Source organism: Alteromonas ulvae (assembly GCF_048987005.1).
In the GTDB taxonomy this organism is placed as follows: Bacteria; Pseudomonadota; Gammaproteobacteria; order Enterobacterales; family Alteromonadaceae; genus Alteromonas.
This window is the reverse complement of sequence record NZ_CP185261.1, coordinates 3,170,067-3,196,774: the sequence shown is the minus strand read 5'-3', so window position 1 is coordinate 3,196,774 and position 26,708 is coordinate 3,170,067. Positions and strand designations below refer to the sequence as shown.

At 44.6% G+C, this 26,708-nt stretch carries 19 protein-coding genes; 11 read left to right on the top strand and 8 right to left on the bottom strand.

The genetic code is table 11. The features are described 5' to 3' along the window. Positions 1 to 106: 106 nt before the first annotated feature. Together ACOJR9_RS13970 and ACOJR9_RS13965 are read left to right on the top strand one after the other, a co-directional pair. Entirely contained in the window at positions 107 to 3,379 is a 3,273-nt protein-coding gene (locus tag ACOJR9_RS13970; RefSeq protein ID WP_420933544.1) for a VPS10 domain-containing protein, read from the top strand. Between the two features lie 106 nt (positions 3,380 to 3,485). Beyond that, a complete protein-coding gene (locus ACOJR9_RS13965) occupies positions 3,486 to 5,642 on the top strand; it encodes a TonB-dependent receptor plug domain-containing protein (RefSeq protein ID WP_420933543.1) in 2,157 nt (718 codons plus the stop codon). A gap of 61 nt (positions 5,643 to 5,703) precedes the next feature. On the opposite strand, the gene ACOJR9_RS13960 is transcribed toward ACOJR9_RS13965, so the two are convergent. Together ACOJR9_RS13960 and ACOJR9_RS13955 are read right to left on the bottom strand one after the other, a co-directional pair. Further along, a complete protein-coding gene (locus tag ACOJR9_RS13960) occupies positions 5,704 to 6,255 on the bottom strand; it encodes a PepSY domain-containing protein (RefSeq protein WP_420933542.1) in 552 nt (183 codons plus the stop codon). Between the two features lie 168 nt (positions 6,256 to 6,423). Continuing rightward, the gene (locus ACOJR9_RS13955; RefSeq protein WP_420933541.1) at positions 6,424 to 7,041 is read right to left on the bottom strand and encodes a LysE family translocator; all 618 of its coding nucleotides are present in this window, start codon (positions 7,039 to 7,041) and stop codon (positions 6,424 to 6,426) included. A gap of 387 nt (positions 7,042 to 7,428) precedes the next feature. On the opposite strand from ACOJR9_RS13955, the gene ACOJR9_RS13950 reads away from it, so the two are divergent. The 4 genes from ACOJR9_RS13950 to gloA all read left to right on the top strand — a co-directional run bounded on the left by ACOJR9_RS13950 (position 7,429) and on the right by gloA (position 11,230). Then, positions 7,429 to 8,118, top strand: a complete 690-nt coding sequence (locus ACOJR9_RS13950) for an SDR family oxidoreductase (protein ID WP_420933540.1) — start codon at positions 7,429 to 7,431, stop codon at positions 8,116 to 8,118. Positions 8,119 to 8,455: 337 nt separating this feature from the next. After that, complete coding sequence (locus tag ACOJR9_RS13945) at positions 8,456 to 9,358, top strand: dienelactone hydrolase family protein (RefSeq protein WP_420933539.1); 903 nt, start codon at positions 8,456 to 8,458, stop codon at positions 9,356 to 9,358. 479 nt (positions 9,359 to 9,837) lie between these two features. Continuing rightward, positions 9,838 to 10,515, top strand: a complete 678-nt coding sequence (locus ACOJR9_RS13940; RefSeq protein ID WP_420933538.1) for a DUF1456 family protein — start codon at positions 9,838 to 9,840, stop codon at positions 10,513 to 10,515. Between the two features lie 142 nt (positions 10,516 to 10,657). Next, on the top strand, positions 10,658 to 11,230 hold the full coding sequence (gene gloA / locus ACOJR9_RS13935) for a lactoylglutathione lyase (protein ID WP_420933537.1): 573 nt from the start codon (positions 10,658 to 10,660) through the stop codon (positions 11,228 to 11,230). Between the two features lie 208 nt (positions 11,231 to 11,438). On the opposite strand, the gene ACOJR9_RS13930 is transcribed toward gloA, so the two are convergent. Next, positions 11,439 to 13,424 (bottom strand): class I adenylate cyclase, encoded by a 1,986-nt coding sequence (locus ACOJR9_RS13930; RefSeq protein ID WP_420933536.1) that lies wholly within the window; start codon positions 13,422 to 13,424, stop codon positions 11,439 to 11,441. Between the two features lie 298 nt (positions 13,425 to 13,722). Then, a complete protein-coding gene (locus ACOJR9_RS13925; protein WP_420933535.1) occupies positions 13,723 to 15,375 on the bottom strand; it encodes an acyl-CoA dehydrogenase family protein in 1,653 nt (550 codons plus the stop codon). A gap of 504 nt (positions 15,376 to 15,879) precedes the next feature. Here ACOJR9_RS13925 and ACOJR9_RS13920 point away from each other — a divergent pair. From ACOJR9_RS13920 to ACOJR9_RS13910, 3 genes are all read left to right on the top strand, one after another. After that, positions 15,880 to 16,689 (top strand): PaaX family transcriptional regulator C-terminal domain-containing protein, encoded by an 810-nt coding sequence (locus tag ACOJR9_RS13920; protein ID WP_420933534.1) that lies wholly within the window; start codon positions 15,880 to 15,882, stop codon positions 16,687 to 16,689. A 173-nt stretch (positions 16,690 to 16,862) separates the two neighbouring features. Continuing rightward, on the top strand, positions 16,863 to 17,975 hold the full coding sequence (locus tag ACOJR9_RS13915) for a hypothetical protein (protein ID WP_420933533.1): 1,113 nt from the start codon (positions 16,863 to 16,865) through the stop codon (positions 17,973 to 17,975). Between the two features lie 488 nt (positions 17,976 to 18,463). After that, positions 18,464 to 18,931: a DUF3718 domain-containing protein gene (locus tag ACOJR9_RS13910; RefSeq protein WP_420933532.1), complete on the top strand. Its 468-nt coding sequence runs from the start codon at positions 18,464 to 18,466 to the stop codon at positions 18,929 to 18,931. A 202-nt stretch (positions 18,932 to 19,133) separates the two neighbouring features. Here the strand turns inward: ACOJR9_RS13910 and ACOJR9_RS13905 are convergent, their stop codons facing one another. Next, positions 19,134 to 20,474 carry a M24 family metallopeptidase gene (locus ACOJR9_RS13905; protein WP_420933531.1) on the bottom strand — a complete coding sequence of 447 codons (1,341 nt, stop codon included), beginning with the start codon at positions 20,472 to 20,474 and terminating at the stop codon, positions 19,134 to 19,136. Positions 20,475 to 20,685: 211 nt separating this feature from the next. On the opposite strand from ACOJR9_RS13905, the gene rlmF reads away from it, so the two are divergent. Continuing rightward, positions 20,686 to 21,687, top strand: a complete 1,002-nt coding sequence (gene rlmF, locus ACOJR9_RS13900; protein ID WP_420933530.1) for a 23S rRNA (adenine(1618)-N(6))-methyltransferase RlmF — start codon at positions 20,686 to 20,688, stop codon at positions 21,685 to 21,687. 329 nt (positions 21,688 to 22,016) lie between these two features. Beyond that, positions 22,017 to 25,091, top strand: a complete 3,075-nt coding sequence (locus ACOJR9_RS13895) for a diguanylate cyclase domain-containing protein (protein WP_420933529.1) — start codon at positions 22,017 to 22,019, stop codon at positions 25,089 to 25,091. Between the two features lie 33 nt (positions 25,092 to 25,124). On the opposite strand, the gene ACOJR9_RS13890 is transcribed toward ACOJR9_RS13895, so the two are convergent. From ACOJR9_RS13890 to ACOJR9_RS13880, 3 genes are all read right to left on the bottom strand, one after another. Next, positions 25,125 to 25,781 (bottom strand): crotonase/enoyl-CoA hydratase family protein, encoded by a 657-nt coding sequence (locus ACOJR9_RS13890; RefSeq protein WP_420933528.1) that lies wholly within the window; start codon positions 25,779 to 25,781, stop codon positions 25,125 to 25,127. Between the two features lie 74 nt (positions 25,782 to 25,855). Further along, positions 25,856 to 26,047, bottom strand: a complete 192-nt coding sequence (locus ACOJR9_RS13885) for a hypothetical protein (RefSeq protein WP_420933527.1) — start codon at positions 26,045 to 26,047, stop codon at positions 25,856 to 25,858. 33 nt (positions 26,048 to 26,080) lie between these two features. Continuing rightward, the gene (locus tag ACOJR9_RS13880) at positions 26,081 to 26,476 is read right to left on the bottom strand and encodes a hypothetical protein (protein ID WP_420933526.1); all 396 of its coding nucleotides are present in this window, start codon (positions 26,474 to 26,476) and stop codon (positions 26,081 to 26,083) included. Positions 26,477 to 26,708: the final 232 nt, after the last annotated feature.

Genomic DNA, 26,708 nt, shown 5'->3' with positions numbered 1-26,708 from the left:
CATGCATCTGACCCCTATTATCGTTAGTTGGTCGTTTGTTCCATTGAACACTTGTACGCTTGTTTGTAACTTCATTGCTGAAGAGTCCACAAACTAGGCAATAACAATGAAAAAAATACTTAACGTTGCAGTGGCTGTAACCATGGCACTGTCAAGCGTGCCAGCATTTGCAGATAAGTCAGAAACAGACAAAAACGCGCCTTTTAGCAGCGCTACTTTTAAAGCGATGGAAATGAGAAGTATCGGCCCAGCTTATATGTCTGGGCGAATAGCAGATATTGCCATTGATCAAAACGATCCGTCGACCTGGTACACCGCGGTAGGTTCTGGCGGCGTGTGGAAAACGAAGAATTCCGGCACCACCTGGGAACCTATTTTTGATGATCAAGCGGTTTATTCCATAGGCGATGTCACCATTGCGCCAAGTAATTCAAACATTATCTGGGTTGGTACAGGTGAAAATAATGGCGGTCGTCATATTAGCTTTGGTGATGGTGTCTACAAATCACTTGATGGCGGTAAAACGTGGAAAAACATGGGGCTTAAAAAGTCAGAGCATGTTTCCGACATTATTATTCATCCAGAAAACCCCGATGTGGTGTGGGTATCGGCGCAAGGCCCTTTATGGTCTGAAGGCGGCGAACGAGGTTTGTATAAAACTACCGACGGTGGTGATACCTGGAGGCAAGTACTCACCCCTGATGATGAATGGACGGGGGTAACATCACTTCTACTAGATCCGAACGACCCCAACAGGCTTTATGCGGCAACATGGTCAAGACAAAGAACCGTTGCAAACTATGTAGGTACAGGCCCGGCAGCCGGTATTCACACCTCTGACGACGGCGGTGAAACCTGGACTGAATTAAAGACCGGTTTGCCGAAAGGCAACATGGGTAAAATTGGAATGGCGATTTCACCCATCGACTCCAATGTACTCTATGCGACTATCGAGATAGACAATCGCGAAGGCGGTTTTTATCGCTCGGCAAATAAAGGCGCAAGTTGGGAGAAAATGTCTGATGAAGTAGGTGGCGGTACTGGCCCACACTACTATCAGGAAATTTTTGCTGATCAGCACCAAATGGATAGAGTGTATATTGCCAGCAATTACAGCAAAGTATCTGACGATGGCGGAAAAACATGGACGCCTATCAATACAAAGCGCAAACACGTTGATGATCACGCGATGGCATTTCACCCCACTGACCCTGATTTTGTTTTAATGGGTTCTGATGGCGGCATTTATATGTCGCACGACAGAATGGATAACTGGCGCTTTATGGCAAACTTGCCATTAACTCAGTTCTATAAAGTGGCGCCAGACGATGCTAAGCCGTTTTACAATGTGTACGCTGGCGCGCAGGACAATTCTACACAGGGCGGTCCTTCGCGAACAAATCGCGCAGAAGGAATTAAGAATAAAGACTGGTTTTTAACCTTAGGCGGCGACGGACACCAACCTGCTGTTGAACCGGGTAATCCAGATATTGTGTATTCCCAGTGGCAGCAAGGGAACCTAACTCGCGTGGACATGACCACGAAGGAAGGGGTGTATATTAAACCGCAGCCGTTGCCTGGCGACCCAGCAGAGCGATTTAATTGGGATGCGCCCATTAACGTTTCTGCTCACGATCCTAAGCGAATTTATTTTGCATCGCAGCGCGTTTGGCGCTCTGACGACCGTGGCGACAGCTGGACTGCACTGTCGGGCGATCTAACTAAAAACGGCAACCGCATGCATATGCCTATGATGGGACGAACGTGGTCTGTAGAAGCAGGCTGGGATTTATATGCCATGTCTGAGTATCACACTATTGCAAACTTTGCTGAAAGCCCGGTTGATGAAAATATACTTTGGGTAGGCACCGACGATGGCATCATTCAAGTTACTACCAATGGCGGCAAGTCGTGGAAAAAAATAGAGCTTGATGATATCAAAGGTATTCCTGCAACCGCTTATGTTAACGACATTCGCGCTGACCTGTTCGATCCGAATACCGTGTATGTTGCGTTAGATAACCACAAATATGGCGACTACAAACCGTATCTTATTAAATCGACTAATTTAGGCAAGAAGTGGACGTCCATGGCAGATGAGCTGCCTGAAAAGCACTTAGTGTGGCGTATTGTTCAAGACCACGAAAATAAAGACCTCATGTTTATCGGTACTGAATTTGGTATTTTCTTTACCGTCGACGGTGGAGAGCAATGGGTAGAACTTGAAGGTGGAATGCCTACTATTTCAACGCGAGATGTGAAAATTCAGCGACGTGAGAACGATTTAGTGGCCGGTACGTTTGGTCGAGGAATTTATATACTCGACGATTATGCCCCGCTTCGCCAGTTAACGAAAAAGTCGATGGAAAAAGACGCCCTGCTGTTTGCGCCTAGTCGCCCAGTTAAGTGGTATCAACCAGACGATAATCATACTGATTCAGATGGTGACGACCGCTTTGTGGCTGAAAACCCAGAACATGGTGCAACGCTGACCTATTATCTAAAAGACAGTCTACTGACAGCGAAAGAGAAACGTCAAGAAGCTGAGAAAAAGCTTATGAAGGATAAGGATAAATATCCGAAGTATCCAAGCTGGGAAGCGGTGGAAGCAGAAAATCAAGAAGCTGCGCCTGCCGTCTATCTTGAGATAAAAGACGCTAGAGGCAATGTGGTTAACCGAGTAGAGGGAAGTACTAAGAAAGGCTTGCACAGAATTACATGGGATATGACTTATGCGAATGCGATGCCAATAACAGATAAAGACAGTGCGAGTCGTTCACGTGGCGCGTTAATGGCGTTACCGGGCAGCTACACGGCTGCTTTGTTTAAACGCGAAGGTACTGCCATTACACCGCTTGCCGAGCCTGTAGACTTTGTTCTTGAATCTATCTACAAAGGTGCGTTAGAGGGGGCCACCGCTCAAGAGCGCGCTGCCTATGATGGAAAAGTGAACGACGCCCAAAAACGAGCGGTAACCACGACAAGCGTGTTAGCCAATGTTAAAGACACGATGGAAGTACTTCGCAGTGCTATAAATCGCACCCAAGGCGACATAAGTAAACTTGAAACACAATTTGCTGATGTGCAGAGTGAAATCAATGCCTTAAACCGTGAACTGTATGGTTTAGAGTCTCGTGAGCGCAAAGGAATAAAGCCTGCGAATATAACTAGCCGTTTACGTTACGCCCGCTCTGCAGTGGGGTCATCTTATGGGCCTACTCAGCAGCATCAAGACCAATTGCGTTATGCTAGCGAAGGATTAGATGCAGTGAGCAAGCGTGTGAGAGCGCTTCAGCAAACTACCGTACCTGAGCTACAGCGTGCAGTGGTGAATGCCGGCGGTCCATGGACAGCAGGTCTGCCGGTTATTACTGAATAACGTTTAATGCAATAAATGGGGTTTTGCCCCCTCAAGCGGCAGTGTTTTCACTGCCGCTTTATTTTTATCTCAATTCAGCTTTTTTATGCAAAATCACATAGGTAATATGACAAGCTCGCTACGCTATACATCTTTATACCCGATGCGCAGTTTACCCGAGGCGGTGTGTATACATCTCATGCTTGTGGCAGCGCTCATGTTGACAACGCCTGCAGCGTATTCAGCGACTGTTGATAAATCATACCTAAATAAATCAGATGCTTCTCAATCAGATGCTATCACTGCAGATAAAAGCACTATGGCAAAAGCAGACGTAGAGAATATTGAGGTGAAGGCAACGCGACCTTATTACCACGACACGCTAGAACGTATCCTTCCCCTGTATAACTATTCACAGTTTGCAGTTGCTGAGCCCACTAGCATCAATGATGTATTAGTGCAGTCGCCCGTAATAAGTCTTAACGGGCAAGGAGGACAAATTCAAAATGTGAGTATTCGCGGCTTTTCTCGCTGGCGAATTCAAACGCTGTTAAACGGTGTGCCTATTTTTAGTGATAGAAGAGCGGGAGCCAGCGCTGGCTTTATACCTCCTTCATGGGTGACACAGGTGTCAGTCGTGCCTGGCGCAGCTTCGACATACCTAGGTTCTGGTGCTATGGGCGGGGCGGTTAACTTAGGGCTTTCTACTGCGCAAGAGCAGAGCTTTTATGTGGGAAGGATGAACAATGGTGAGACCCAAGAATACGGCTATGAAGGATTCGCGGATAGATCAGTGACTACCCCAGCTACTAAGTATTTCCCTTTTGCTGGAAGCACCGATTGGAAAGTGTCGTATCGCAATGCAGATAACACGCAAGATGCCGATGGTAATGCGTTGTTTGAGCAATTTGAGCAAACGGCGTTATTTTTAAGACATCAACCGGAGCACTCTACTATTTCTGAAGTTTGGTCACTGTATTCACACAACAGTAATATTGGTAAGTCGAGCAGTGATTATCCACAAAATAGCATTACAACATATCCAAAAAATACCCATTGGCTTGGCAAAGTCAGTGCAGTTTTTGACGACGTGACCGGCAATGTGTGGTGGCATCAGTCTCAATTAGATACAGAAACCGTACGACCAGAAGATCGTATGAATGAAAGTAGAAGCAAAGCATTCGATTATGGCAGTGATATTGGGGGCAGGCAGCGTGTAGGAGAGTGGCGGATTAATTGGCAAGCACAACTGCAAGGACGTGAAGGGGTACGCATTGATGAAAGTGAAACGCCGATAACATTGCTAGGCGCTAAAGTAACTCTTGAGGCGGCAAGACCAGCTCAAGCACTCTCTATACACGAGCTATCTTTACAAGAATTATCTATGCAAGCACTCCCTGCACAAGTTGATGAGACCGATGCCTTTAACATCACCACACTCGATGCCAGTGAGATTGGGGTGGCGGGCGTGATGGATGCCTCAAGAACGTTCCAAAATCTGTCTCTAGCAGTAGGTACACGCCTTGACTGGCAACATCAAAGTGGGAGTGGGCAAAACGTAAAAAGAGTAAACGTCAGCGGATTCACTGGCGCTAGCTATGCACTTTCGCCTCACTGGCAAGCAAGCTTATATGTTTCAAGCGCTTTCAGAAACCCATCACTCACGGAACGGTTTTTTTCTGGAGTAACTCCTCGAGGCACCGTGCTTGGAAACCAACGTTTAGACACTGAGCAGTCAGTAAATATTCAAGGCGGGATTTCCTATACAAACGATAGCTTATTGGCAACCACTGAAGTGTTTAGTCAAAAAATACAACACTACATCGAGCGCATAGAAGTAAGCGAAGATGTGCTGGAATACGTTAATTTAGACAGTGCCACTATTAATGGGATGAGCTATACGGCTAATTGGACACCGAAAAATAGTGAGTTATCTTTGCAGTTTAGTGGCGCTTGGATAAAAGGTGAGGACGAAAACGGGAATGTTATCGCTGATATTCCCGCGCACAATCATCGGCTCACGGTAGGATACCAAGTGGGTATTATACGCATTTTTTCAAATGTGCTTTATCGGGCGAATAAAACAGACGTTGCTGACGGTGAGCGCCCTTTAGAGAGCGTAGTGACCTTAGATGTTGGTGCATCTTTGCCGTTTAATAATAAAGTGAATGGGAGAGTGAGTATTCGAAACCTCACTAATCAGCTTTTTTACGTGAGTGCCGATGACCGAGCAGCTTTTGCTCAAGGTCGCAGCATTCAGTTTGCGCTGCGGTTTGTGCTTTAGATGACTTGCTTCAGCGTGTCTGCTTAAACTGGCTTGTTTTAGCTAAATTGTTCTAACTAGATTACTGCAAGCGAGCCTGCTTTTTTCGATATTTACTTTTTAGCGTAGTAAACAGCATTACTATGCCAGTTAACCAAATAACAAAAAGAAGCACAGCGGCTGGCAGAAATAGATACAGCTTAGCGCCTTCAAAAAACCAACTCCCGTCGTGAATAGATTCTATGGTGTCGGTACGACGATAAGCCGTTTGTAGTACTTCGCCAGTGAAGGCGTTAAGCTGCACTTCCCAATGGTTGTTACCACGCACTTTTATTACGCCTTTGCTCGGTCTAATGTCAATTCTGTCAATATCTTCCCAGTCCATTAACTGGGCTTCAGAATCTGTTTGCACCGCTCGCAGGATCTGTTCCGAACTTATAATCGTAGCGGATGAATATGTTGCTTCTTTGACAGCGGTTTGGCTTACTTTTTGGGTCGGCGGCTGGATCCAGTCTATCTCTTTTTTCACCTGCAGCAAAAGGCCGCTACCAATCACGATGATAACGGGAAGAAAAATACTTAATGAGATCCACAAGTGAAGCTGTCGACTTACTTTTCGAAGTTTGTTAGCCATTCTAATACACATCTGAAAAGGGCTAACACTATACTGCATATGGCTTTCAGAATAAAAGTGGTAGTCATGCTACTGGCCGCTAAAAAACGGTAAAACAACCTGCCGATAGTATGAGACAGTATCGACAAAATATGTTGATGCTACCGGCAAGTATCGGCTCGTTGACGATTAGGTAAGCACTAGCCAAATGCCCACACCAATCATTAGTGTGCCCGCTATTCGGTTCATCAACTGCACATTGTCGCTTTGCAGTAATAAAGAGCGCATGGTTCGCCCACCTGACGCATAAATGAGTAAGCAACTAAACTCTAGCACTAATATGATGGCGATTAAGCTCGCTAATTGACGCGCCAGCGGCTGTTCAGGGTTGATAAAGGGTGGCAGTAATGCAACAAAGAAAGCCCAACCCTTTGGGTTAGCAATGGCGGTTATAAAGCCTTGCGACATAAGGGCTAAACGAGAGGCTCGCTGACTTTCACCCTCTGATTTTAACGCCATTTTGCCTCGCGACAACCACATTTGCACACCTATGTAAAAAAGGTACGCGCCTCCAATGTATTTTAGAACAGTGAATACAGAAGGAGAATTGAGCAGCAGTGCAGCTACGCCAACAGAGGAAAGTGTTGCGACCAGCCCCACACCTACCAGTTCACCAACCATCATCCATAGGGCGCGCTTTACACCAATACTCATGCCCAGCGTCAGTGCAAGCGTCATACACATACCCGGGGTTATGGACACAAAGAAAAATGTAGGAATAAAAAGAGACAGCAAGCCCCAGCTCATAGGTGGTATCCGCAGATAAATAAAACAGGCGTGGAAGTTGCCAGAAAAGACGATGGTGATCAATAACAAGTTGCGTATTGACCAACCGGTATTGGCGTAATTTCCTGTTCAGCTCTGTAAGAACTTCTTACCCGTTGAAAAATAAGCACAACATGCTGAGACCAACGTTTGGGTGATGAAATTAAAATTTCACTAAATCAATGATTTATTCTTTTGGATGGGCGGCTTTTTTGGATCGCAAGTTGCACCCCTGTAGTCTAATGTTGAACAAAGTTAAATAGTAAGTAGAGCTAAAAGTGGGAGAGCACTTTCTCTCGAGCACATTTTTTCTCGAAGAAAGTGTCCCAAAGAGTTCAGTGACTAGAAAGAAAAAAGGAGAACCTAATTATGAGTAAGACTAAACAATCCAAAGTAGTTGTTATCACTGGCGCGTCTAGCGGCATAGGTAAGGCAACGGCCAAATTGCTCGTGCGAGAAGGGCATCATGTTGCGCTTCTTGCAAGAAGTGAAGATAAGCTAAACCGTCTTGTAGAAGAATTGGGTAGCGAGAATGCGTTTTCAGTAAAGGCAGATGTAAGTGATTTTGACGAAGTAGAAAACGGATTTGCTAAAATAAACGCTCACTTTGAAAAAATTGACGTTGTATTTGCTAATGCGGGAACCGGCGCGAGTTCTCCTGGAATTGAAAAAGGCGATGTGAGCGATTGGTCAACTATGCTGGGAGCGAACGTAAACGGTCTTTTATACACAGCAAAAGCAGGGTTACCGTTTTTAAGAGAAAGCAAAGGGCATTTTATTCTCACGGGCTCAGTAGCCGGACGCATTGCTCTTAAAGGCTCCGTATACGGTGCCAGTAAGTGGTTTGCTTATGGCTTCGGTCAAAACTTAGCTGAAGAAATGCGTGAATGGGGCGGTAAATGCACAACCATATGCCCTGGTATGGTCAACACACCATTTTTTGACGAACCTAAAGAAGACAAGTTGGCACCAGAGGATATTGCAGATGCGGTTAATTATGCGCTATCAAGCAGCGATAAAGCATGTGTAAGAGAAGTGTACGTCATGCCAACGTCGTAACTTTTAGTTATTACAGACCACGGTCCTAAATATTACGGCCAACGGTGCCAGAAATCACAGACGAGCCGCTATTGCCGCTTGCGTTGCCTAAAAAGTCCTAACCTGATGGCAATGCTAACCATAGATGATAAGAAAGTAACTGGTCATCAAGACTGTTTTCTTGCTGACTACGATTTCTATGGACATTGCAGAAGGAGGGCCCCTATGACACTAAACTGATAACGCCGGCTTTTAGTCGCGTTTTTTCGTTCTTGATGCGTAAATCTCTGTAAGGTGTGGTTACTTTATGCTCAATGTTTTTTAAAACAATTAACCCTACAACTTGGCAGGCAAAAGAATGAAAACAGACAAACCTTCTGTAACGATCCCTCAAGAAGCTTTTGATTGGTATGACGAATATGCTCATGGCGACATAGACAGGCGCACATTTTTAACCCGCGTGGCCTCGTTGTCTATTGCTGGCTTATCTGCCGGCGTCATCAGTAGTGCACTTATTCCTGACTATGCCAAAGCTGAGCAGGTGTCCTTTAATGACCCCGCTATTAAAGCAACATACGAAGAGTTTCCATCCCCTGAGGGCCATGGTACTGGAGGCGGGTATCTAGTAGTGCCAACTGAGGCAAGCGCCGAAAGCCTAATGCCGGCAGTTGTAGTAGTGCATGAAAATAGAGGGTTAAACCCCTACATAAAAGACGTGGCTAGACGCCTAGCCATGCAAGGGTTTATTGCATTCGCGCCAGACGCTTTATTTCCCTTAGGAGGTTATCCGGGTAATGATGATGACGGTAGGTCAATGCAGCGCAGCCTCGATAGACAAAAAATTGAACAGGATTTTATGGCCGCCGCAAAATGGCTCAGTAACCACGAAAAAACCTCAGACAAGCTTGGTGTGGTTGGTTTTTGCTTCGGCGGATACATCAGTAACCTTTTAGCCGCAACCCTTCCTGATATGATTGATGCAGCTGTACCATTTTACGGTACACCTGCAAAAGAAGAGTTACAGGCTCAAGTGAATGGGCCGTTACTTTTGCATTTTGGTGAGAATGATAAGCGAGTGAATGCAACCTGGCCGGAATACGAAAAAGTGCTGAAGGCCAATGGAGCAGAGTACATCGCTCATGTTTACGACAAAGCTCAGCATGGCTTTCACAACGACTCAACAAGTCGTTACAGCCCCAAAGATGCCGAACTTGCATGGCAGCACACCGTTGATTTCTTTTCTACTCATCTCAAAGCCTGAATGAGTCTGGAAATTGACCGGTCAGTAAATTGTCAGGTCGTTAAACTGATAAGTCGGTAAGCAAGTAAATCTGCAAATAGTAAACGAGCTCTTAACGTAAAAAATCTCAAATTCAAAAAAACGAGGTTTGTGAAGTGACCCCCAATAGTTGGACTATCCAATTACTGGGGGGGGGATGTTGAGGATCTTGATGATGTTTCAGGCGCTCTTACAAGCACTCTTGCCAGCATGGAGATGGCGGTAAAACCCTAACTGAGTTAAACTACATACATCCGCAAGAGCTGTTGCAGATGTTACAGCTGTTGTATTATCCGTCGCGTTTCACTGCTTGTGCGCTGCTAGCACGTAAGCACCGTGCAGTAAATTAGCACGACGCTCTGCTCTATCATGACGCTTCGCTTGAAAATAGCACTATGATCAACAGGCCTTGGCGTAATCAAACACAATAAGTACTTCTATCTTCTTAAAGGTTATCAATCATGTTCCACAACGATGTTCTACGCCGCATTCGCTATGCGCTTGCTATAAACGATACCGCGGCTATCAGTATTTTTAAGCTGATGGATTACGACATGGACATAGATTATCTTCATAGCATCATGAAAAAAGAGGATGAAGAAGGTTATTTACCATGTAGAGACAAGATCCTGGCGATGTTCTTAGATGGTTTGGTTATCAAAAATCGCGGTAAGCAAGAAGGACAAGCGCCCCAAGAGCTAGGTCCAAAAGAGCGCTTAAGTAATAACGAAATACTGCGAAAAATTCGCATTGCGATGAGCTATAAAGACGAAGATATGATTGCCGTATTGTATTTGGCTGATTTCAGGCTGAGCAAAGGCGAGTTGTCAGCGCTATTTCGAAAGCCTGATCACCGCAACTATAAAGCGGCCGGCGACCAAGTTGTACGAAATTTACTGCAAGGTATGGTGATTAAGTATCGCCAAAATACGAAACCTCGTACGTCTAATCAAAATGCATTTGCATCAAAAAGCAAAGGTGGTGTTTCGACCAAGCCTAGCTCGTCTGAACCACAGAAAGCAGGCTCTAAAACCCTTAATCTTAAGAATTCAGGCGCCAAAAAACAAACAGCTAAAAAGAAGAGCAATACCTATCGCGTAGACAATAAGCCTACCGAGTCTGCGCGGAGTAAGGGCTAGCTCTTCTGCAGTAAGGTAAAAGTCGGCAAGGAAATCGATAGATAGCAGAAATGGCGGGCGAGCGGCAGTTGAAAGGTAAGTGTTCAGCGCACATAGTGTTTCTATCAACATGGACAACTAATGTAAAGCGAGGAAGACCCTTATGGCTAAAACGATAAATACACCGACCAGTAGACATTTCGATAATGCAGATGGGCTTTGCGAAGAAAAAAGCGACGCAACAAAAGGGTTTGTCTTTAATCAAACCATGTTGCGAATTGCTGATCCCAAGCGCACCTTAGACTTTTATACTCGCGTGATGGGTATGACGCTGATTAAGCGACTCGACTTTGAAGAGATGAAGTTCAGTTTGTATTTTCTAGCGGCAGGAGATGACTTTTCGGATATAAGCGATGACGCAGAGATGCGCACGCAGCAAACCTTCGGTCGCCCTGCGATGTTAGAACTGACTCACAATTGGGACGACACCCCAGAAAATGCGTCTTACCACAACGGCAATAGTGAGCCAAAAGGCTTTGGCCATATTGGATTTCACGTGCCAGATGCGGAGGCTGCCTGCGAGCGATTTGAGTCCCTTGGCGTGCCATTTCAGAAAAAGTTAAACGACGGGTCTATGAAAGGCATTGCGTTTATTAAAGATCCCGACGGCTATTGGATTGAAATTTTTGATGCCAGCAAGGTAGCAAAAACCTGCGCGCCCCATTTAAAAGGTTAAAACAACGCGCTTGATATTTTGTAAGCGTTTCTACGCCGTTTTATAAAAACACTAAAAGGAGCCGCGCTCCTTTTAGTATTCTTCCTACATTCTCCCTTCGTTAGTCAGCATCGTCAGAAGACAACTTGTAGTCAAGCTGCACTAATAACCCTGTTTGCCTTAATGCTTGGCCATTTTGAACCCGCGGCTTATATTGCCACTGCTTACATCAATGAACCACGGAAAATGTAAGGTCTGTAGATTCAATAAACTCACCGAGAATGCGAGATTGTTGATTTCCTCGAGGCACCATAACGTAGCATTTAGGCTTCGGCGAGACCTCTGAAAGTTCGTACCAAAGACTATCTAGCACCTCCGCACCGTGTTTTAAAAACGTCTCACCCCACGTAGTGCTGTAAAGTACATACACATCTTCTACTGTAGGTTTTTGGCGAAGGGTGGGGAAATTAACTAATGCCATGCATGTCATAATGCGTTCTGGGGCCAGCAAATCCTCTCGCGGCAATGCGGATACCCGTACTGGTGGAAACAATGCGCACAGGTGTTTTAACAGGTCATTTAGGTCGAGCTCGCTAATTTCGCAGTAGTTGTAATCTAGGTGAATTTTTGTGTTCGTATCCATTATGCGACTGGCAACACACCACACAAGTAACGCCACTGCATTAGATGCTTGTGAAATCTTTTGCGATTCATCGATAATACCCGACTTGCTCAGCCTATCACCCGCGTAAGCGGTCCATATTTCTTCGCCATTTTTGAGTGTTTTCACGGCTATGGTGACGGTAGGACAATATAAACTCTCATCAAAAGCCCTGCGAAGAAACTCTACCTTGTTGTGTTTTTTACCGTAAAAGGTGCTTAATCGGCGACCGAGTACCGTCATGTCTTTTTCATCCATGATTTGGGTTTGGCCATCGAGTTGACTGGATATGCGTCTATAACATTTCAGTAAAAAGCGATGTATACGCCGACTTAATTGAACACGTTCATTAAAGTTCCACTGTTGAATATTATCGAGGTGCTCTAATGATTTTCTACTCCAACCCCAGCTTTTTGCATAGGCGGCCATAATTCGTCGTTTAAAGTTAGGCGTTTCTCCCTCATACAGAGGCTGACTGAGATTACATCCACATTTAAGGTATAAACACTGCTGCAAAATAAGAATATCTTCCGGTTGACCGTGTGCAGTGTAGTGGGTGATTAGCTCATTGAACATAAGCGCATAGGGGTCGATATCAGTCACTTTTCCTGGTGCATCAGAGCCTAAGTGAACATGCTTTTTAAGGGTGTTGCATAGCGGCTGCTCGCTGCCAATATTGGCAAGGTACACTTCTAACTTTGCCATTTTCAGCAACGACTTAAATGGCGAATCCATTGCCTTACCTAATTGCCATATGGCCGCGCCAAACAGTTCGCCGGCATCCAGTCTTTCCAAATGGCCTAAATCCATAAACCAATCTAAGTCGGGGGAGCCTCCTTTTTCAAGGCTTCCCAAAATGCCGTCGTATTGCTTTATGGTCGATTTTTCTGGCGTTAGCCACCAAAAGGGCACTTTCCCCGCTACAACAATGTTAGTGCTGTAAAACTCCGCTTTTAAAAACAATGCTTGGGCAGAGCCGGCACTTTCTCCGTCGGCAACGCCAAAGTCATTGTGTTTCACCTTTTCGATATCCGATAGAAAAAAGTGTACTTCAGTACCCCATTTTTTATCAGCCCATTGCTCAATGGCTCTTAGCTTTTGAGCTAATAAATCGAGGGATTGAGGGGAATACTGCTTTCCGTCTACACACACCCAATAGTCAAAATCTGACGTGTCGGTTTGCGCAATTGTGCCTATGCTGCCCATAAGTACCAGCGAGTCGATGCACCGCTGGCGAGGCCAAATAGATTTAATATCAGCAAATAAGGACTGCTGTGAGGGAAAACAGCGCGTCAGCGCCATTTCAATATCTTTTCTGAATGAGTAATTGTTGATACCAAATGGGACTATTACATCGTTTGACGGCGATTCAACATACCCGGGTAATTCGGGGTGATTAACGTGAATTAAAAATGGCAGTACATGAAATAGAGGTCTATTTTCAAGAGGCAATAAACTTAAGGCACGCTCTGTTCGTGATTTGTTGTATCGCAATACGCGCAGTAACCTTATTGTAAGGTTTTTTTGTAAAGAGAGCGATTTTTGCTCAACCATATCCTAGTCTTTGCCCAATTGCTTTTGCATGAAGTTTATTGCCTAATATTTTATACCAAGCATAGCGCGATTTACGGCTATCTGCTTGTTATTTATCGTTAGTGTTTGGGTAGTTATCAAGAAGTCATTCTACGAGTTCGTATAGCACCCGCCGAGATGAAATAGTATCTTTCGCTTTAATGTCGGTACCGTCTTAAGCACGGTAACCAGCTGTGTTTTCCTTTCGCGTCAGCACGTGGGTAAAGGGCTGTGGCGTTACTCTTTTTTAGGCTTGGCTTACCGCGGTGTAGTGATGATTTCACATTAAAGCACCTGCTCCGATAATCTCCTCACATGGTGTAGAGGCCGGTAACGTACCAAATGCCAAACCATGATGGCCGGCCAGCCTGCTCTCGCAAAAGCTGTGTGCAATATTACGTATTTCAGCATCTTCGTTATTGAGCAGCACACAAGCCTGAAGTGCTAACGCAGTTTGCTCTGTTAACAAGCGGCTTCGCATTTGCAGCGATTCAGTATCGCTAAAATGTTTTAAAAGTTGCGCGACATACTGATCAAAATGCGTATTTTTTCCTTGAGCACTTTGTAGTTCCGTAAATAACGCTTTCTGCGTTGCTGGCTCTTTTGCCATGGCCCGCAACACATCCAAACACTGCACATTGCCACTGCCTTCCCAAATTGAGTTTAGCGGCGCTTGGCGGTACAACCGCGGCATTATGTTTTCTTCCACATAGCCAATACCACCGAGACATTCTTGCGCTTCATTTACAAACGTTGCGGTCCGTTTACAAATCCAGTATTTGCCAATAGCCGTGCAAATTCGAGCAAGGGCAGCCTCATGAGGGTTGGTATGGCTTTCATCAACGGCCTTTGCTACTCGCATCGTCAGCGCAGTAGCCGCCGCGCTCTCGATGGTCAGATCTGCCAACACATTTTGCATAAGAGGTTGGTTGATAAGCGTATTGCCAAAGGCGTCTCGGTGACTAACGTGGTGTGTTGCTTGTACGAGAGCCTGTCTCATAAGAGCGGAAGAGCCAATCATGCAGTCGAGTCGGGTGAGCGATACCATATCGATGATCACAGATACGCCGCGACCTTCCTCGCCAAGTAAATAAGCCGTCGCCTCTTGAAACTCTACTTCTGATGATGCGTTGCTCCAATCCCCCAGCTTGTCTTTAAGGCGCTGAATGCGAACATGATTTAATTCTCCACTTTCAAGTATTCTAGGGAGAAGAAAGCAGCTCAGCCCGCCTTCTGCCTGAGCCAATACGAGGTGAGCATCGCACATTGGCGCAGAATAAAAGAATTTATGTCCGGTAATGGCATAGCTACCGTCAGGGTGTTGCACCGCTTTGGTCGTATTGCGCCTTACATCGGAGCCTCCTTGTTTTTCCGTCATACCCATACCTACAGTAATGCCGTTTTTTTCCAGTGCAGGGAGTTCTCGCGGGTCGTAGGTACCGTTTATGAGTTTGTCGAGCCAATATTTAGGAAGATGCTTTGAATGACTAATGGCGGGTACGGCTGCATGGGTCATGGTTAGCGGGCAGGTAGTACCTGCATCAGTCTGACTGTGCATATAGAGCAGGGTGGCGCGAATGACATGGGCCCCGCTTGCTGCGTTGTTTTGCCACGAATAGGAGTGGACCTGATGCTCCATGGCCGAGCCCATCAGAGCATGATAGCTTGGATGAAACTCTACTTTATCTATTCTGCGCCCGTATCGGTCAAACGCGTGCAAAACCGGCTTGTTTTTGTTGGCAAGCTCACCATGTTCAAACTGCACGGCACCGCTGTATTGGCCGAACTGCTCTAGCAGTGTGGGAACAGAAGCAGGATGGTGCTGTCTCACCATACTTTGAAGTAGCGGGTCAGCTAGCCAAAGGTTATAAGCAGGGAGCGCATAAGGTTGATTTTCTACCTCATGTGTATGGAATGTGTTTGTCGCTATCATGTCATTGGCCTGGCAGTTGCTATCGCTTTGATAAAAAATTGACTGAGAAGTTAATTAGCCAAGAAGTTAATTAGCCAAGAAGTTAATTAGCTAAGAAGTTGATTAGAGAATCAACCAAGAAATTACACAAAATAATAAAATAAGTCAAAGTGTGTAATGTTGGTTGTTGAGCTGCCTCCGACAATGTGTTGTTTAACAGGGAAGCTGTTAAGTAAGCTGTTAAGTGGACAGTAATTGAATGGACAGCAGTAAAACGGGAGAGCCGATGGCTTGCTCCTTATCAGAAAACGGTTTTGATACAAAGAAAGAAGATAATAATGTGAGATTCTTTTTCTTAAAAGCATGATATTAAGTAATAAAAACGGTATGTAAAAAACGTGTGGTTGATGCACTTGGGATGTAGTTGGGGTGTAGGTAAGCGATTTAAATGAGATGTTGGTAAGAGGTGTGTGAGAGATATGGGTAAAAGATATGAAAGGGCGATGCAAGTGAAGGGAAAGCAGTGTGAATAAAGCGGACACAAAAAAGCCCGTTGCAAGAAAATTGCTGCTTAAGCTTTTAGGCTCCAGAGAAAATGTGAAAATGACAGCCTTGAGTGCAGTGCGAGTAGGGCGTCTTTTTGCTATCTCTGAAAATAACATCAGAGTCACCATTAATCGTCTACACAGTGCTGGTGTGTTATCGCTTGTCGATAGGGGCTACTACCAGCTTGGCAAAGAAGGCGTAGTTTTTGCGCGAGAGATCAGTAGCTGGCGAAATGAAGAAACCTCCTTGCTACCTAGCTGGAACGGCGATTGGATAGTAGTGCACACTCACATGCTAGCAAAAAGTGATAAGAAACAAGCTAGACAGAATGAACGTGCATTAAAAATCCTTGGGTTGAAAAAATTATTACCCGATATGTACATAAGACCTGCAAATATCCAAGGTGGTGCCACCGTGGTGAGAGAAAGGCTACAGTCTTTAGGGTTAAGTCAACAAGCAGTGGTGTTTTGTGCATTCGATTTAGAGCCAAAGCTAAATTCACGAGCGCGTTCACTTTGGAATACCTCAGAATTAGAGCGTCGTTATCAGCAGGGTGTTACTGAACTAAAAGAGTCGTTAAATCGCCTGCCAATGTTGTCACTAGAAGAAGCCACAAAAGAAGCGTTTGAAATTGGTGACAGTGCGCTTCATCAGTTAGTATTCGACCCACTATTACCTTCGCCATTGATAAATGAATCGTTGCGAAGTGAGTTCGCACAGTTAGTGAAGCATTACGACGATGTTGGTGCGCACATTTGGCATCAGTTTTTATCGCTAGATAGCGAGTGACGACCTTCAATTATTCGTTTGAGATAGTCAGTATTCAATCTTCTGTATCAGGCGATAGTAAAGGTGCCCACGGTGATAAATAATGGTAGGACTATTGCTTAAAGTACGGTTTACTGAACTCAACACTAATAGTGTTAGTCATAGCTGCACAAGTCGTATTACAAGGAGTAACAATGTCAACATCTCGTCCATTATTTAAACATATTCGCAACCATGCATCGTTATTTACTGAATTATCGCAGTATCGCGATACCGCCTTAGACTCCCTTGGCGTTGTGAATTACGAGTTTCACAAAGTGCCAAAGTTTATTACCGAGGATGGGCAAAGGCTAACCATTGAGCCCGAGCGCAGCATTGTCTTGCCCAATGTGAAAATGTTACGGGGTGTTAAAGCAAAGCTAGAAACGCACATACCGTCGTTCAACATGGTAGAGAACAGTGAAATTGGGTATCGTTATCCTACAGCGGCCCTTGCAAACTTAGACGCCCCCTTTATAAAGCGAATACGTTCGGAGTATTTTCATAAGGTAGATGAGGACCGCAGTATTTGTCGTCCAGTAAACCTATCTTATGGCATTAAAAGTCGAGGGAAAGCTGACAATCGCCAAGAGTACGAAGTATGGATGCCAGACGATGCGCCGGAGCAAAATCCGCTGCCATTAATGATAGAGCGTTACGGAGAAGATTTGCCAAATGACGTGCGTCATTTTGTAGAGAGGCCATCAAAAGTGCATGGGTGGATGGGAGTAAAGCGAGCCGCATTTGAGGCGCTTTACACAGACAAAATACACTGTGGCGACCTTGTTATTTGCATTGCTATGAGTGTAGATGCTTACAACATTGGTGCAAAACCCGACTTATCTTTTTCTCCCGAGGCGGAGAGTTCAATAGCAACGAGTAATGCTGAACTAGAGTGGGAAGTAGAGGGATATTATGCACCACGAGAGTGGCAGTTTAATCATGATATGGTGTGGAGCGCCATTCAGCACACTCTTGAAGCAATTAATGCGCCTTTGGTAGACATGTATAGCAATATGTTGATACCGATTGCAGAAAGCAAGACCGAGCGGATTTTGTCAACGCTTACTTCTCTCGGTGTTACCCAAGAAGAGATTGACCATTTGGACCTACAACCTTGGGAGTTTTTGCAAACAGAAAGCACACACAGAATGAAGCATAAAGATCCTAATCACTCAGTTAACTTATTAGGTAGGCTAAACCGCCTTTTCTATCAACCTGAAAACCCACTCCCTTCGTTGAACTGGATGCACGATCTTATCAGCTAAATTCAACATAGCCTGTTAAAGGCGTTCCCATGCGTAAGGCGTCTATTCCTTAAAAGAGCGCGTTTGTTTCCAACAAATCAGGCGCGCCTATGATCTTCGCTACAAAAGCCTCAATTGCATAAGCTTCAATTACGTAAGCCTCAGTTACATTAATCTCAGCGATATAAAACTCAGCTTTATACAATAGTGTTATCAGCAGCTTTATTGTAAGTAGGCCCTTCAAGCACAGACTCGAAGCGCTGAATGAGAAGTTGCTAACTGGCTAGCTTCTTTTCTAAAAAACACCAATTGCATCCGCTGTAATTGTAAACAAAACGATAAGCGTGATGCTTTTATGTAAATTACTTTCAGTATTAACGTAATTTGAATGTTTTTTTACTTATTAATGTAATTAAATTACATGAAATGCTTTATTTATCCCTTTTTATGGTCATAATGTAGTCATTGCTTTCGCGATATCTAATTAAGTTACAAAAATAGGAATACATATGAAACTGTCTACATTTGCTATCTCGCTGCTTTTCTCTGTTGCTGCTACTCAGTCTTTTGCTAAAGACGTTCGCTTGCAGCCAGTGGATGAAAACATCGAAACAAAAGCGTGTTTAACTGCCGCGAATGAGGGCTATCAGCCAGCGCTTCGCTTAGTGCGCGCGAATGGTTTTGACTCTGACGAATTCAGTGCATCAGTTCGTTGTAATGGAGAGTCATTAAGAACGTTTGCTTTTATGTACAGAAATAATCAGGCATCTGAAAATGCCAAGAAAGTTGCTCTAGTGGCTAAAAATAACAATGCCGCATCACAGGCTTGTTTAGAAGCACTCACCATCGGTAAAGACGAAGCGTTAACTAAATATGGTTTGAAAGGTGAGAGCGTGATTTGTAATCGCAAAGACATTGCTGATTTTGTTCGTACCTATAAATCGCAAAATGTAGAAGTTCGCACTGCTGACGAATAACCGCTAGGGTAGCGTTACAAATAAAAGCCATTAGCAATATCAGTTTCTGGGCCCTCTGCTTACAGCGCAAAAGGCCCGTCACTTTGCTTACTTCTCGAAGCCTGAATGGCTACCTTCTCCAAGTCCGTATGGCTGTGTTTTACTGACTCGTTTTACTGCCTCGTTTTATTAATACTCAGTTGCTAACGTTGCGTTTTAGCACTTACTTGGCTTCAGAAGAAATTAAATGAAACTCTGTTTGTCTCCCGTCTAAGTAAGACACCGAACTACCGTCAAAAAACGCATCTTCCTCTAGCATAATCCTGACTTCTTTACCCCAGTCTTCAATCATCACAGCGGCATTTAACTCGATCGAATATACGGTGTTTTCATACATAGGGTAGTCGCCTTGTATGGGCACTCCTTCTTGTGCATCCCACATTCCAATGGTTGGTCCTGCTGCATGCCCGTGTAATCCAAGCGGGTGGGTATAAATAGTGGGCTTTATGTTTTCTTCTATCGCTTGGCTTCGAGAGCGCTTTAAAATTTCATTACCTGAACGACCTTTCTGAAAATTACTGGTCAAAATATTTTGCAACCTGTTGCCCTTCGCAAGCGCGTCTTTTAGGTACTTAGGCGCGTCCGTTTCGCCAGGTTTCAAGATGTAGGCATGCTGCTGTTGATCGGTATTTAAGCGCAAATAGGTAATGCCAAAATCAACGTGAATAAGGTCGCCTGGTTGAATAATATTTTTTTCTGGTCGCTTACTAAAGGCCTTTATCTGGTCGAAAGCTTCGCTGTCTGCCCGTTGAATTGACACAGTTGGGTGAAACCAATTTTTAAGACCAAGCTCGGTGGTTCTGTCTCGCAACCACCACACAACATCATCAGTGGTGGTTACGCCTGGTGTGATCACGGCGTTCGAAAATGCAGTGGCAATAAGTTTATGGCCGATTTGCGTGAGTAATGGATAGTATTCCATTTCCATCTCACTGCGTGTTTCTAGCCACCCAATCGATAGCTTCTCGCCAGATACCACACGGTTTTTGTAAGCTTCTGGTAGCGCCGACATAAATAGGGCTTTTTCGGTAGAGGTCATGCCGTCGGCGAGGGCAAATGCGTCTGATGTGTTGATGGCTATTTTACTCGGGTTCCGCTGCTTGATAATGTCGGCAAGTGCTTTAAATTGGTTAGGTTGCTTTTCTTTGTCCCAGGCTTTTTCAAAACTATTAGCAACTGCATATCGTGCAACGGCTAATCGTTCTAGGGGCTGTCCTTCGCCTTGGTCATAGATGACTAACATGGTATGTCGTCTAGCTGACAGCCAAGTAGAAGGTAGCATGGTTTTTAACACCGGATCTTCATTGTACTCTCGAGACATAATAACCCACATGTCGATATTTTCTCGTCTCATGATGTGGGGCAATACAGTGTCAAAACGTTGAGCGATGATGTTATCAATAACATCACTTCGCTCCTTCATGGACAATATGTCTTGAGACCACGCGAATGGGCACGCAAATAGCGCAGACAAGAACACAACACCAATTAATAACGCTCTCATAATTTTCCTTTTTTGTGGTACGATTTACGACCTTAGCATAGTCTGTGTTACATCGGCATGCGGTATTTTTTGCGTCAAGGATGAACAGTTTCTAACTGAATTGCGTTTTGATGCAACAAACGTTTTTGTTGTCTAAAATAGCGCATAACGCAGTAAATAACATCAACGCACACTAGACCTCAATTCAGCGCTTTATTAAGAAGATCAGCACATGCATCCTCGCAGTTACCACAACGATGGATATCCTATGTCGGCACTTTGTACGTCATTTCCGTCCTTGAAGCCTCATATAATCAATGCTCGAAGTGGCCAAAAGAGCATCGATTTCGCTAATTCTGAGTCTGTATTAGCATTAAATACCGCAATACTGGCGCACTATTACAATGTCAGTCAATGGCAGTTGCCTAAAGACTATTTGTGCCCACCGGTTCCCGGTCGCGCAGACTATATCCACGGTATTGCAGACCTCCTCGTCGATTTTCAAAAGATGCCAGAGCCATTGAAAAGAGATGCGGGCGACCATCAAACAATCGTAAGTTCATCAAAAAGCGTGAATACCATAAAAGCGCGGCTTGGTAATCATGTAAGAGGGCTAGATGTAGGGGTAGGCGCTAACGCTATCTATCCCATCATTGGCTCTCAGGTATATGACTGGTCGTTTGTAGGAAGTGATATTGATGAAACGGCGTATAACAACGCATCTGTAATAGTAAAAAACAATAGCTCGCTGTATTCGCGTATTGAGATAAGAAGACAGCTGGATCCTGAAGCCATATTCGCGGGAATAATTGGTGACGATGACCATTTTACGTTTACCATGTGCAACCCTCCGTTTCATAAATCTGCACAGGATGCGCTTGGCGGTAGTGCACGCAAAAATAAAAATTTAGCCGCGAACAGAACAAAGCGTTCAGGTAAACATATCCATGCTCAAACTGGAAATAAAACATATGCTAAAACGAGTCTGAACTTTGCTGGGCAGGCTAACGAGCTGTGGTGTGAGGGAGGGGAATTGGCGTTTATTCAACGAATGATAAGAGAGAGCGTTGAATTTAAGCAAAACGTCACTTGGTTTACGTGTTTAGTGTCTAAGTCTGAACACATAAAGCCCATAGAAAGAAGTGTGGCATACTATAAAGCTAAAGAAATCAAAGTAGTGAATATGGAGCAGGGCAATAAGCAAAGCCGATTTGTTGCCTGGCGCTTTGCGTAGTTCTTTTTTAAACGCTCTCTTTATCGCTGCCTGTGTGAGTTCGTCACTGTATACTTAAAGGCAAGCGTGAAATTAAGTATACTATTTACTGCGTTTGCAATTGACAACCTAAGGCTGGTGAACAACTATTCGTCTATTAGCACGTAGCACAAGCATAAGCACGATATCAAATTGAGGTATCGTATTTTGCATAATCCTTTTTTATCTCGTTAACGTTTACGATAGTTAGCCTACAGTGAGGCCGGATGTTCTCTCGTTTAAATGGTTTTTTACGTTTAATACACTTTCATTGCGGTATTTCCTTATTGTTGATAGTAATGCTGCTCTGCATGCAGCCAACTACTGCGTGGGCATCACAAGACCACCGCACTGAGCGGTGGCAAGTATCAAATGCACAAGCCTTAGATAAGGGTCAGCGCATTGTTACTGATGGCCTGCCGCAAATATCCGTGCATGCCATAGCTCAAGACGCCGATGGTTTTTTTTGGTTAGGCACTGAAAGTGGGTTGGCTCGGTTTGATGGCAGAAAATTTGAAATTTTAAATACCATCAATGAGCCTTCGCTTCCTTCAAATTGGATAGAGTATCTCTTTGTAGATGCATCGGGAAAAGTATGGATAGCTACCGCCAGCGGCGTAGTGAGTTATTTTAAGGGCGGGTTTAAGGCAGTTGAATTTGAGCAGTCTCAAGATAGGATAACCTACATTGATCAGTCTGCAGATGGGCAATTATGGTTTTTCGGGACGTCACTGTGGTCACTAGAGAATAATCAGCTAGTTGCTTCGAGTGCTTTAGAGCAAAACAAGCAGTATCCGGAACAACAGCATCCTGAACAGCAAAAGCACCAAGAACAGCCGCTACAGCAGCTAGCCAAGCTCAGCGCCGCCAGCATAGACGGCAACAGCATATGGCTTTTAAACGCCGGTAAAACGCTAATCTATTTTGATGCTGCAACGAACGCCACCTGTGAATACCCCCTAACACGCGAGCGAGAATACTCTCAGCTGCAGGCAGCAAATCAACGTGTTTATATTCTTGAAAACAAACGTCTTCGCTCGTTTATGCATTCAGCGGATAATTGCTCGTTAACCGAGACTCCTCAGGCTACCTCTTACGAAATACACAAACTCACGTTAAACAACAGCGGTTATCCACTTTTACTTGGAGTGGACGGTAAGGCATACGAGGTTAGCCCAGTGGAGGGCATTTTTGAGGTGTCCTGGAATCAAGTAGTGACGCCGTCGCTAGTGAAAGATGTGCTCACATTGCATCAAAGTGAAGAACTCACATTACTTGGTACAAAGGCTAACGGCCTTGTACTGCTCTGGCCATCGGCCATCACTCGACAAGCGGCGGGTCAGTCATTTGCAAAGGCGAGGGCATGGTCTTTCTTTGTTGACGATAGTCTGTACGCTGCTTCAAATCTGGGGGTATATAAGCGCATTAGTGATGACCAGTGGCAGGTGGTTATTCCCCCAAGCGCTTTGGATGGCAACGATGCATACAGTTTACTAATTGATAATGGGGTAATGTGGGTTGGCACACGCAACGGCTTGTATAACGCAGATATTAAAACATCAGCCGTCACGGCAGTAAGTGCCTTTGAAGGTTATCAAATAAATACTATATACAAAGATGCCAATATTCTCTGGTTAGGCACAAATAAAGGGTTATTTAAACAACAAGATGGCAGTTTTGGTGAAGTTAGCTATTTTGCTTCTCAGTCTGTTCGCAGTATTCACCGCGCAAAAAACGGTTCACTATGGGTCGGCACAGAGTCAGGGTTGCACAGTACCGACCTTGATAGTAGTAACAATTCGCAATGGCAACAAGTGCGCATGGCTGGTGTGAGCAGTGCTTTTGTTTCTAATATCACTGAGTCATTCGATGGACACCTCTTTTTTGCTACCTATGGGGATGGCCTGTTTCAGAAAAACAGAAAAGGGAAATGGACTCAGTACACCATTAAAAATGGGCTGCCATTTCAAAATCTATTCAATATAAATATTGCGGCAAATCAATTATGGGTGTCTGGTGCCAGCGGTATATTTTCTATCGACTTATCCGGTCTTTATAAACAGGAAATACGTCGGCATATCGTACTGAGGGACGATGGCACGTTTACGTCTAGAAAAGACATTCGGTGTTGTAATGGTGCTGGTAATAACCGAGGCATTGTTTTTAACGACAAACTTTATTATCCAACATTAGCAGGCGTACTGTCAGTCGACACCACTAAGCGCCAACCCATGGTATCACCAGTGGTTATCTCTGGTGTATATCAAAATGGTGAGCGATTCACTTCTGCCTCCTCAACGATTAAATTAACGACCGAGCGAAATCTAGAAATAGCTTACACCAAGCCGATATTTGCCGCAGAAGAGGTACCTCAATACCGTTACAGGCTGACAAATGGCGAGAGCAGTTGGGTGTACGCAGGGCAGCGAGAGCTAGCTTATTTTACCAACCTGCCATCGGGTGAATTCGTTTTTGAGGTATCTGCGAAGCTAGGCAGTGATGAGTGGCAACCGCCCACCACACTGTCGATAACCGTTGCGCCTTACTGGTGGGAAACGTGGTGGGCGCGAGGTATCGCGGTATTGGTAATTCTCTTGGTTGGGTGGCTGTTGTTTTCGGTGCGTACGCGAGCACTGATGAAAAGAAACGACATGCTAGAAAAAATGGTTGAAGAGCGCACCCTGGCTTACGAAAGAGTGAACAAAGAGTTAGAGCAAAAAAATGAAGCGCTTAGGCAGGTGGCCAACACCGATCCGTTAACCGGACTTAGCAATAGAAGAGCGATCAAAGAGTATCTACCTAAGCTCTTCAACGCTATTAATGCACGACAAATTGGTGATAAAAACGCTGATGGCAAGCATGCAGGTAAAGCAACATCTGAAGATGTTTGCGCGTTATTCCTCATAGACTTAGATAACTTTAAACGCATCAATGATGAGTTTGGCCACGACAAAGGCGACAGCGTGCTGACGTACGTGGCCGATGCGATAGAAAGCGTCAGTCGACCAGAGGATTGTCTGTTGCGATGGGGCGGAGAAGAGTTTTTGCTTATTGTTCCCACTATTAAGAAACAAAGTTTTAAAGCGCTTAACGACAGGCTTCATGCTGTGCTCACCAACTTGCATTATAAGCTTGGTCTGCCTTTGCCCTTAACCATGTCCATGGGCGCTATTTGGCTTCCTTGGGAAAACGCTCAAACCGACTTTCACCAATGGGAGCACTCCATGCTGTTGACCGATTTGGCGTTATATAGAGTAAAAGAAACCGGTCGCAATGGCACCGCGTTTGTTCACACAACAAAAGAGCTGAGTGACTGGCTTAACTGGTCAAAAGAAGGCATTGAAAAAGCAGAGAAGCAGGCAGTGATAACCATAGAGCGTATTTAGCGTATTTAGTGTTAGCACTGCTTAACGTTTGCGTTAGCCTTTCATTTTGGCAATGGTGTCTTTCCTAAGCTGTATTTTTGATTCGGCGAATGCGGTGCGTGGAAGCATTTTGAGCTTTTCAGCGTAACCGAGAGCAGTGCGAAGCACCTGATCTTGAGGTACAGCGGCGTCTAAAAAGCCCGCCTTCACCGCGTCTTTACCTTCAAATATACGCGAAAAAAGTAACGCTTCGGTTTGTGATGTAAGTGCCAACCTTGATTTGGCGAGCTCCATTCCAAATGCGGGCAGCACCATGCCAATGGCCGTTTCGTTTAGCCCGTACTTTGTGCCACCGTCTTTACCTATACGCAAATCTGCTGCCATTAGCATGATAGCACCTAATGCAATGCTGTGGCCCTCTGCCGCAACGATAACCGGCAGTGGAAAGCCGTACAAACGTACTATAAGGTCTGCCCCAGCTTGAACAAGCCTATGCTGCTCAGCTTTGTCATCGCCTTTCATCACAGAAAGGTCGAAACCGCCGCAGAACTTTCCCTCTCCGCCATGAAATACCACAGCGTTTGCACTCTTTTCCGCTTCATCAAGTGCAGCATTAAATTTCGCTATTAAATCAAAGCCTACCGCATTTACTTTGCCGTCATCAAAGGTGATTACTGCAATGTCATTCTCAATGTTAACATCGAAAGCCATACGTTTTATGCCCTTTACAATTATGTAAACTGGTATTACCAGAACCTGCATTGAGCATACGTTGCATCGAGCTGCTAATCAAATGCTTCATTGTGATAAATGTCTTGTACCAAAGACGTAACCACTTTCTTCTTGTACCGACGCTGTCTTCGTCGCGCCTTTGCACCATTGGCTCTCCATTGCGCACGCTTATCGACTACTACGTCTTCCAAATCTTCTGCGCAGTGAATTTTTGATGCATCTTTTGGTGATGTTCGTTGCGGCATAATTTCGCCTCTAATCGCCTATAAAACTAAAACCTAAAAATCAAACTTAGCTTGCTTGTTTCTCCATGCCTTCGACCTATTATTTAAGGTAGTTAGGCACACCTGATTATTCGCTATCTTTTTGCATAGTGCTTTTGCTGCTCGCGCTTGTTCTAAAGACAGGTTTTTATAAGCCGGAGATGGAATAACGTCGTACCAAGGGGCTTGGCAAATAGTATCTAGCACTACCCTTTGAAAGCAATGATCGTTATGTATGGGCCAAGTGACGAGTTGATTTGCCGACTGGCGACCTAATGACGTGGCCATCGTTGGTAATATAGTTTTGGTGTATTCCAAATACGCTCTTATTGCCACAGAGCGCTCTGAATCTTCTGTGTTTTTGCTATTTGTGATAGTTGGCGATTCATTGTTGCGGGTTATAGCAGTCATAGTAGGTATTAGCTTGCCGGCTTTATTACTGGTTGTTTGGAACAGATAATCACAATACGTTTCAACGACGTTATCACTGTTTTTTATGACATTTTTTTCGCGCTAACTCCAAAAATTGACGCATTATGCTTTAATAATACAAAAAAACCGCTCATTACAGTGTTACATCTGTGTAAGGCAAAGGTGGAATGAGTTAGGTACATAGCAAAGGCGCTTCAAGGGTGTAAGAAGT

Bases quoted from the DNA above. Each gene is read 5' to 3' on its own strand.
- ACOJR9_RS13880 (WP_420933526.1), bottom strand. From the start codon at position 26,476: ATGACTGCTATAACCCGCAACAATGAATCGCCAACTATCACAAATAGC.
- ACOJR9_RS13890 (WP_420933528.1), bottom strand. From the start codon at position 25,781: ATGGCTTTCGATGTTAACATTGAGAATGACATTGCAGTAATCACCTTT.
- ACOJR9_RS13960 (WP_420933542.1), bottom strand. From the start codon at position 6,255: ATGGCTAACAAACTTCGAAAAGTAAGTCGACAGCTTCACTTGTGGATC.
- ACOJR9_RS13965 (WP_420933543.1), top strand. From the start codon at position 3,486: ATGACAAGCTCGCTACGCTATACATCTTTATACCCGATGCGCAGTTTA.
- ACOJR9_RS13955 (WP_420933541.1), bottom strand. From the start codon at position 7,041: ATGAGCTGGGGCTTGCTGTCTCTTTTTATTCCTACATTTTTCTTTGTG.
- ACOJR9_RS13915 (WP_420933533.1), top strand. From the start codon at position 16,863: ATGTCAACATCTCGTCCATTATTTAAACATATTCGCAACCATGCATCG.
- ACOJR9_RS13950 (WP_420933540.1), top strand. From the start codon at position 7,429: ATGAGTAAGACTAAACAATCCAAAGTAGTTGTTATCACTGGCGCGTCT.
- ACOJR9_RS13885 (WP_420933527.1), bottom strand. From the start codon at position 26,047: ATGCCGCAACGAACATCACCAAAAGATGCATCAAAAATTCACTGCGCA.
- gloA (WP_420933537.1), top strand. From the start codon at position 10,658: ATGGCTAAAACGATAAATACACCGACCAGTAGACATTTCGATAATGCA.
- ACOJR9_RS13970 (WP_420933544.1), top strand. From the start codon at position 107: ATGAAAAAAATACTTAACGTTGCAGTGGCTGTAACCATGGCACTGTCA.
- ACOJR9_RS13905 (WP_420933531.1), bottom strand. From the start codon at position 20,474: ATGAGAGCGTTATTAATTGGTGTTGTGTTCTTGTCTGCGCTATTTGCG.
- ACOJR9_RS13910 (WP_420933532.1), top strand. From the start codon at position 18,464: ATGAAACTGTCTACATTTGCTATCTCGCTGCTTTTCTCTGTTGCTGCT.
- ACOJR9_RS13925 (WP_420933535.1), bottom strand. From the start codon at position 15,375: ATGATAGCGACAAACACATTCCATACACATGAGGTAGAAAATCAACCT.
- ACOJR9_RS13930 (WP_420933536.1), bottom strand. From the start codon at position 13,424: ATGGTTGAGCAAAAATCGCTCTCTTTACAAAAAAACCTTACAATAAGG.
- rlmF (WP_420933530.1), top strand. From the start codon at position 20,686: ATGCATCCTCGCAGTTACCACAACGATGGATATCCTATGTCGGCACTT.
- ACOJR9_RS13895 (WP_420933529.1), top strand. From the start codon at position 22,017: ATGCAGCCAACTACTGCGTGGGCATCACAAGACCACCGCACTGAGCGG.
- ACOJR9_RS13940 (WP_420933538.1), top strand. From the start codon at position 9,838: ATGTTCCACAACGATGTTCTACGCCGCATTCGCTATGCGCTTGCTATA.
- ACOJR9_RS13945 (WP_420933539.1), top strand. From the start codon at position 8,456: ATGAAAACAGACAAACCTTCTGTAACGATCCCTCAAGAAGCTTTTGAT.